The organism is Pseudomonas sp. NFACC46-3, from assembly GCF_900114515.1.
Taxonomy (GTDB): Bacteria; Pseudomonadota; Gammaproteobacteria; order Pseudomonadales; family Pseudomonadaceae; genus Aquipseudomonas; species Aquipseudomonas fluorescens_Q.
Genome location: NZ_FOTH01000072.1, coordinates 1 through 5,984 on the forward strand (window position 1 = coordinate 1; position 5,984 = coordinate 5,984).

The following is a 5,984-nucleotide window of genomic DNA, read 5'->3' on the forward strand; positions in this document are numbered from 1 at the left end:
GTCTTGCCGCCACGCGTCGTGCGGCCCGCGACAGCTCATGATGTAACCGACCTGCGTGACAGATTGATGTTCCCTTGGATGGGTTTTTCAGGCCGCCGGATGTGCTTTTGTGGCGAGGGAGCTTGCTCCCGCTTGAGTGCGAAGCGCTCATCGCTTTTTTGGGGCCGCTTCGCGACCCATCGGGAGCAAGCTCCCTCGCCACAGGTCCCAGGCTACCTTCCAGAGTGTGGGAGTTATCAGTAGTCAGGCCAACGCAGTCTCAGCCGGCGAAACAATACTGGTCTTGCCGCCACGCGAGCGTCCGGAGCTCAGGTATTCGGCAATCGATTCCTGGGTCACTTCCCCGAGGAACACCCGCTCGGCGTCCATCACCGGCAGCCACGAACGGTTGAACTCGTACATGCGCGACAGCAGGATCCGCAAATGCTCGTCATAGGCGGCGGTGGCGTTGAATTCGCGCAGGTATTGTCCGCAGGTGCCGGTCTGGCGGTACAGGTCGCGACGGCGTACATAGCCCAGGGCCTTGTTCTCGGCACAGGTGACCACCACGTAGCGACGGTCATGTTCGTCCATCAACTCCAGTGCCTCACTCACTGGTGTCTCGGGGCTGACCGACGGGGCGTTGTCCGCCGCGTCTTCGGCCTTGACCAGCAACAGGCGCTTGAGCGTGCTGTCCTGGCCGACGAAACTGCTGACGAACTCGTCGGCCGGATGCGCCAGCAACGTGTCCGGGTGATCGAACTGGACCAGCTTGCCGGCGCGGAAGATCGCAATCTTGTCCCCCAGCTTGATGGCCTCGTCGATGTCGTGGCTGACCATGATCACGGTCTTGTTCAGCGCCCGCTGCATCTCGAAGAACTCGTTCTGGATCATTTCGCGGTTGATCGGGTCCACCGCGCCGAAGGGTTCGTCCATCAGCAGCAGCGGCGCATCGGCCGCCAGGGCACGGATCACGCCGATCCGTTGCTGCTGGCCACCGGACAGCTCGCGAGGGTAGCGATGCAGGTACTGCTTGGGTTCGAGCTTGATCATGCTCATCAGTTCGCGGGCACGGTCGTGGCATTTCTGCTTGTCCCAGCCCAGCAGGCGCGGGACCACTGTGATGTTCTCCTCGATGGTCATGTTCGGGAACAGGCCGATCTGCTGGATCACATAGCCGATGTTGCGGCGCAGGGTCACTTCGTCCAGGCCGGTGGTGTCCTCGCCATTGATCAATACCTTGCCTGAGGTGGGCGGGATCAGGCGATTGATCATCTTCAGCGTGGTGCTTTTGCCACAGCCCGACGGCCCGAGGAACACGCAGATCTCGCCTTCGTTGACGATCAGGTTCACCGAGTCCACGGCCTTGACGTCCTTGCCGTTGCTCTTGAAGGTTTTGCTGAGGTTTTGAAGTTCGATCATTTGAGGAGTCCTTTTGGGGTCAGCGAGCGTTGCAGCCATTGCAGAAGCAGGTCGGCGAAGATGGCCAGGAGACTGACCAGCACGGCGCCGACGATCAGCATCGACATGTCGCTGCGGCTGATGGAAGCGAGGATGAGCACGCCCAGGCCACCGGCACCGATGGTGGCGGCGATGGTCATGACACCGATGTTCATGACCACGGCAGTGCGCACGCCGGCCAGGATCACCGGCACGGCGATGGGCAGTTCGACCATGCGCAGGCGCTGGCCGAAGGTCATGCCGATGCCCCGGGCGGCTTCACGGATACCCGGTTCGACGCCGGTCAGGGCCAGGTAGGTGTTGCGCATGATCGGCAGCAGGGAATAGAGAAACACCGCGGTGATCGCCGGCATCGGGCCCAGGCCTTGGCCGAATTTGGAATAAAACGGCAGCAACAGGCCGAACAGCGCGATCGACGGAATCGTCAGCAGCACGGTGGCGCTGGCCTGTAACGGGCCCGCGAGCGTCGGGAAGCGGGTCATGAAGATACCCAGCGGCACGCCGACCACGATGGCCAGGGTCACAGCGATGCCCACCAGGGTGATGTGCTGCCAGGTCAGGTGCAGCACCAGCGGCCAGTCCAGATGGGAAAAGGCGTCAAGAAAATCCATGGCTTTTCCTCCAGGTCATTGGGTTGAGAGCAGGGAATGCTGGCGCAGGAAATCGGCGGCAACGGTGGAAGGGCTTTCGTGGTTGACGTCCACGCGGGCGTTGAGCTGGCGCATGGTTGCGTCGTCGAACAGCTCGGCCAGGGGCTTGAGCTGCGCGGCCAGTTGCGGGTGCGCATCGAGGAACGCCTGGCGCACCACCGGCGCGGCGGTGTAGTCGGGGAAGTAGTGCTTGTCGTCTTCGAGCAACTTCAGCTTGAAAGCGTTCAGCCGGCCGTCGGTGGTGTACACCAGGCCGGCGAATACCTGGCCGTTGCGCAGGGCGGTATAGACCAGGCCGGCATCCATCTGCCGGATATTCTTGCGGGTCAGGTTCATGCCGTACTGCTCGACCATGCCCGCCAGGCCATCGGAACGATTGGCGAACTCGGTGTCCAGGGCCACCAGGTGATTGTCGTTGGCTTCGGCCTGCAGCACCGTGTTCAACTGGCTGATGCTGTTGATCTGCGGGTATTGGCGAGCGACTTTCTCCGGCAGTGCCAGGGCGTAGGTGTTGCTGAATTTCGACGGGGCCAGCCAGACCAGGCCTTTTTTCGCGTCGAGTTCTTTCACCCGGGCGTAGGACTGGGCGCTGTCGAGTTTCTCGGTGACATGGTTGTAGGCCACCAGCGACACGCCGGTGTATTCCCACAGCATGTCCAATTGCCCGGTTTCATGGGCACTGCGGGCCAGGTTGCTGCCCAGGCCACCGGTGATCTGCGCGTCGTAGCCCTTGCTGCGCAGGTATTGCGCGGTGATTTCCGCCAGCAGCGTCTGTTCGGTGAACACCCGGGCGCCGAGGCGGATCAGGGGCTTTTCAGCGGCTTGGGCGAATCCTGCGAACAGCAGGACGCAGCCCAGTATCAAGCTCAACTTCTTCATAAACGATTCCTTTATCCGGCCAGGCTTATGACGGGCGCAGACCGCGTTCCAGCCAGAGGCGGCTGGCCAGTGTCACCAAACCGTCGAGCAGCAACGCCAGCAAGGCGGTGCAGGCCGCGCCGAGCAGCAGCTGCGGCTGATTGTTCAAGGCAATGCCGGGGAAGATCAGGCTGCCGAGGCTGTTGGCGCCGATCAGGAATGCCAGCGGCGCGGTGCCGACGTTGATCGCCAGCGCCACCCGCACGCCGCCGATGATGATCGGCACGGCATTGGGCAACTCGACTTTCCACAGCACCTGGCGCGGGGTCATGCCGATGCCGACGGCGGCTTCCTTGAGGGAGCCCTGGACGTTTTTCAGACCTTCATAGGTGTTGCGCACGATGGGCAACAGCGAGGCTAGGAACAGCGCAAAGATGGCCGGCCCGCTGCCAATGCCCAGGATGCCCAGGGCGATGGCCAGCACGGCCAGGGGCGGCACGGTGTTGCCGATGTTGAACACTTGCATGAAGCGTTCGGCGCGCCCGACCATGCCGGGGCGGCTGAGGGCGATGCCAGCGGGAATGCCCACGAGCAGGGCCGCCAGCATGGAGGCCAGGACAAGCAGCAGGTGCGCTTGCAGGTAGAACAGCAGATCGTCGTGGTAGCGTTGGATCGTATCGATGCCGATCCAGTGGACCAACAGGGCCAGGAGCGCGACGACGACCGCACCCCCGATAAGCCCTTTGCCATAGCGGATAGCCACAGGCGGACTCCTTTGTCTTTCAGTCGGCGCACGCTTTCCCGGGCGGCAAACCATCACTGGTTGCCGGGAAAACGTTCGCGAGAAGCAGCTCTTTTCCATACCGGTAAAACGGCAGGTAAATCGAGCCATGAGCGCAGCCTCGTCAGGCTAACTTGCTGATTTTTCAGACCCTGACGAACAGCCGTAGCAGGGTGGTGGACGCCTCCACGCGGCTAAAGGTTCCCATGCCAGGGAAGATCTGGCCACCCTGGATGTGCTCAACGGTTCGGTTCCTGGCGCAAGTTGAGCTATAATCGCCGCCCTTTTTTGAATCACCTGCCAGGCGATTTCCCATGACCAAACAGGCCGCCGAAGTCGCGAAACGCCGCACTTTCGCCATTATTTCCCACCCCGATGCCGGTAAGACCACCATCACCGAAAAGCTCTTGCTGATGGGCAAGGCGATCGCGATCGCCGGCACGGTGAAATCTCGCAAGTCCGACCGCCATGCCACCTCCGACTGGATGGAAATGGAAAAACAACGGGGTATTTCCATTACCACGTCGGTCATGCAGTTCCCGTATCGCGACCACATGATCAACCTGCTCGACACCCCGGGCCACGAAGACTTCTCCGAAGACACCTACCGCACCCTGACGGCAGTGGACTCGGCCTTGATGGTCCTCGACGGCGGTAAAGGCGTCGAGCCACGGACCATCGCGCTGATGGACGTCTGCCGTCTGCGGGACACGCCGATTGTCAGCTTCATCAACAAACTCGACCGTGACATCCGCGACCCGATCGAATTGCTCGACGAGATCGAAGCGGTGCTGAAGATCAAGGCCGCGCCGATCACCTGGCCGATCGGCTGCTACCGCGACTTCAAGGGTGTGTACCACCTGGCCGACGACTACATCATTGTCTACACCGCCGGTCACGGGCATGAGCGCACCGAGGTGAAGATCATCGAGAAGCTCGACTCCGATGAAGCCCGCGCGCACCTGGGCGACGAGTACGATCGTTTCGTCGAGCAATTGGAGCTGGTGCAGGGCGCCTGCCACGAGTTCAACCAGCAGGAATTCCTCGATGGTCAACTGACCCCGGTGTTCTTCGGGACCGCGTTGGGCAACTTCGGTGTGGACCATGTGCTCGACGCCGTGGTCGATTGGGCCCCGCGCCCACTGGCCCGTGTCGCCAATGAGCGCACCGTGGAACCGGTGGAAGAGAAGTTCTCGGGCTTCGTGTTCAAGATCCAGGCGAACATGGACCCCAAGCACCGCGACCGCATCGCCTTCATGCGCATCTGCTCCGGCAAATACGAAAAAGGCATGAAGATGCGCCATGTGCGCACTGGCAAGGACGTGCGCATCGGCGACGCCTTGACCTTCTTCTCCTCGGAACGCGAACAACTGGAAGAAGCCTTCGCCGGTGACATCATCGGCCTGCATAACCACGGCACCATCCAGATCGGCGACACCTTCACCGAAGGCGAAACCCTGGGCTTTACCGGCATCCCGCACTTCGCCCCGGAACTGTTCCGCCGAGTACGCCTGAAGGATCCGCTCAAGTCCAAGCAATTGCGCCAGGGCCTCCAGCAACTGGCCGAAGAGGGCGCCACCCAGGTGTTCTTCCCGACTCGCAGCAACGACATCATCCTCGGTGCGGTCGGTGTGCTGCAGTTCGACGTGGTCGCCAGCCGCTTGAAAGAAGAATACAAGGTCGAGTGCTCCTATGAGCCGATCACCGTGTACTCCGCCCGTTGGGTCGAATGCGGCGACAAGAAGAAACTCGAGGAGTTTTCCAACAAGGCCGTGGAAAACCTCGCCTTGGACGGCGGCGGTCACCTGACCTACCTGGCCCCGACCCGGGTCAACCTGGCGCTGATGGAAGAGCGCTGGCCGGATGTGAAATTCCGGGCGACGCGTGAGCATCATTAAGCCTTGAGCTTCATCCCCCAAACCCCGTAGCGAAATCTGCGGGGTTTTTTATTGGTGCGCCAGGCATGGCGCGTTGCGCGCAAGCGCAACCAGCTTGGCTGTGGTGGTCACGCTGGTGACTTGGAGGTGAAAGTCCTCTACACACCCGGCAAGGGGAAGTGTTAGCCAGAGGCAAGGGTGTCGCGGGTGACTGCGAATCTGAAGGAAGCCCGAGGCAAAATGCTGGCCTGACGAACAGGAAGCGGATTAGGCGGTGCAGCGGGGTAAGGTAGCCAAAATTGCCAAAGCCCAATACTTGCACGGAACGCTGTGACGTAGATCCGACAGGCATAAGCAGGAAGGTCGCGCGAATTACCC

5 protein-coding genes are annotated in these 5,984 nt (G+C 61.5%); 1 reads left to right on the top strand and 4 read right to left on the bottom strand.

Annotated elements, in window-relative coordinates:
- Window positions 1-243: 243 nt before the first annotated feature.
- From BM300_RS29650 to BM300_RS29665, 4 genes are read right to left on the bottom strand one after another with little or no spacing between them, the layout of a single operon-like run.
- Window positions 244-1,401, bottom strand: a complete 1,158-nt coding sequence (locus BM300_RS29650; protein WP_092464703.1) for an osmoprotectant ABC transporter ATP-binding protein OsmV — start codon at window positions 1,399-1,401, stop codon at window positions 244-246.
- The gene (locus tag BM300_RS29655) at window positions 1,398-2,051 is read right to left on the bottom strand and encodes an ABC transporter permease (protein WP_024616353.1); all 654 of its coding nucleotides are present in this window, start codon (window positions 2,049-2,051) and stop codon (window positions 1,398-1,400) included. Before BM300_RS29655 ends, BM300_RS29650 begins: the two co-directional genes overlap by 4 nt.
- A 15-nt stretch (window positions 2,052-2,066) precedes the next feature.
- The gene (locus tag BM300_RS29660) at window positions 2,067-2,969 is read right to left on the bottom strand and encodes a glycine betaine ABC transporter substrate-binding protein (protein WP_092464705.1); all 903 of its coding nucleotides are present in this window, start codon (window positions 2,967-2,969) and stop codon (window positions 2,067-2,069) included.
- A 25-nt stretch (window positions 2,970-2,994) separates the two neighbouring features.
- Window positions 2,995-3,711, bottom strand: a complete 717-nt coding sequence (locus BM300_RS29665) for an ABC transporter permease (protein WP_072341146.1) — start codon at window positions 3,709-3,711, stop codon at window positions 2,995-2,997.
- A 332-nt stretch (window positions 3,712-4,043) separates the two neighbouring features.
- Between BM300_RS29665 and BM300_RS29670 the strand changes: the two genes are divergently transcribed.
- Window positions 4,044-5,627, top strand: coding sequence for a peptide chain release factor 3 (locus BM300_RS29670; protein WP_092464707.1), 1,584 nt, complete (start codon window positions 4,044-4,046; stop codon window positions 5,625-5,627).
- The last annotated feature ends 357 nt before the right edge of the window (window positions 5,628-5,984 follow it).

Bases quoted from the DNA above. Each gene is read 5' to 3' on its own strand.
- BM300_RS29650 (WP_092464703.1), bottom strand. From the start codon at position 1,401: ATGATCGAACTTCAAAACCTCAGCAAAACCTTCAAGAGCAACGGCAAG.
- BM300_RS29655 (WP_024616353.1), bottom strand. From the start codon at position 2,051: ATGGATTTTCTTGACGCCTTTTCCCATCTGGACTGGCCGCTGGTGCTG.
- BM300_RS29660 (WP_092464705.1), bottom strand. From the start codon at position 2,969: ATGAAGAAGTTGAGCTTGATACTGGGCTGCGTCCTGCTGTTCGCAGGA.
- BM300_RS29670 (WP_092464707.1), top strand. From the start codon at position 4,044: ATGACCAAACAGGCCGCCGAAGTCGCGAAACGCCGCACTTTCGCCATT.